Below are 1,630 nucleotides of genomic sequence, written 5' to 3' on the forward strand. Positions count from 1 at the left end.
TATCTGGCCGCGTTCTACGCCTGGCCGCTGTACCGCAACCTGGACCTGAGCCTGCGCGAATACACGGTCCGGTCGTTCGTGCAGGGCGGGGCGCCGTTCAGCGGGTTCGACAACTACGCCGAGGTCATCACGGACCCGACGTTCGGGCCGGCGCTGTGGCACACCGTGCTGTTCACCGGGGTTTCGCTGATCTTCCAGTTCACCATCGGCATGGCCCTCGCGGTGTTCTTCGTCAACCACTTCCCGCTGTCGGCCACGCTACGCGCGCTGTTCCTCGTACCGTGGCTGTTGCCTTTGATCGTCTCTGCCTCGACCTGGTCCTGGATGCTCAACAGCGACTCCGGCATCGTCAACGCTTTGCTGGAAGGCATCGGATTGACGCCGGTGAACTGGCTCACCTCACCCGACTGGGCCCTCACCTCGGTGATCATCGCGAACATCTGGATCGGTATCCCGTTCAACCTGGTCGTGCTCTACAGCGGCCTGCAGGCCATCCCCGCCGACATCTACGAGGCCGCCGCCCTGGACGGCGCCACCGGCTGGCAACGCTTCCGGCGGGTCACGTTCCCGCTGCTACGCCCGGTGTCGGCGATCGTGCTGCTACTCGGCCTGGTCTACACCCTCAAAGTCTTCGACATCATCTGGATCATGACCCGCGGCGGACCCACCGACGCCTCGACCACCTTCGCCACCTGGTCCTACCGATTCAGCTTCGGCAACCTGCTCCCCCAATTCGGACCCGGCGCCGCGGTCGGCAACCTGCTGATCGTCATGGCACTGATCTTCGGACTGCTCTACATCCGAATCCAACGCAGGCAACAGCCATGACCAAAGTGATGAAAACGGGACTCGGGCTGCTGTTCACCACGGTCATGCTGTTCCCGGTCTACTGGATGATCAACGTGTCCTTCACCCAGGACACCGACATGCGCCGCGACCCCCCACACCTGTTCCCCGCCAACGGGACACTCGAGGGCTACCGGGCGGTCCTCGACCAGCAACTACCCTACCTGGGCACCAGTCTGTTCATCGGGCTCGGCACCGTAGTCCTGACACTGCTGATCTCCGCACCGGCCGGCTACTCACTGGCCAAACTACGGCCACGCGGCGGCGGGACGCTGAGCTTCATACTCCTCATGGCCCAAATGATCCCCGGCATCATCATGGCGATGGGCTTCTACGCCATCTACCTCCGCCTCGGCGTCCTCAACAGCGCCGCCGGACTGATCCTCGCCGACTCCACCATCGCCGTGCCATTCGGCGTCCTCATCTTCACCGCGTTCATGTCCGGCATCCCCGACGAACTCATCAACGCCGCCCTCATCGACGGCGCCTCAAAATGGCGCACCTTCACCTCAGTCATCCTGCCGGTCAGCCGCAACGCCATCGTCACCGTCTCACTATTCACCTTCCTCTGGGCCTGGTCCGACTTCATCTTCGCCACCACCCTCGACGGCGGCGGCACCCAACAACCCATCACCCTCGGCATCTACCGCTACATCGGCAACAACAACCAACAATGGAACGCCATCATGGCCACCGCCGTCACCGCGTCCATCCCCGCCACGCTGCTGCTCATCCTGGCACAGCGCTACGTCGCCGCCGGCGTCACCGCCGGCGCCGTCAAAGA

Annotated in this window: 2 protein-coding genes; both read left to right on the top strand. The window is 63.8% G+C overall.

Going from position 1 to position 1,630, the window contains the following annotated elements; translation table 11 throughout:
- Positions 1–828, top strand: an 828-nt coding sequence (locus Ari01nite_RS49335; RefSeq protein ID WP_203791674.1) for a carbohydrate ABC transporter permease, incomplete at its 5' end; no start/stop codon positions are given.
- On the top strand, positions 825–1,630 hold an 806-nt coding region (locus Ari01nite_RS49340), incomplete at its 3' end, for a carbohydrate ABC transporter permease (RefSeq protein ID WP_203791675.1). The genes Ari01nite_RS49335 and Ari01nite_RS49340, both read left to right, overlap by 4 nt.

Origin of the sequence: Paractinoplanes rishiriensis, from assembly GCF_016862375.1 — a bacterium.
Lineage (GTDB): Bacteria > Actinomycetota > Actinomycetes > Mycobacteriales > Micromonosporaceae > Actinoplanes > Actinoplanes rishiriensis.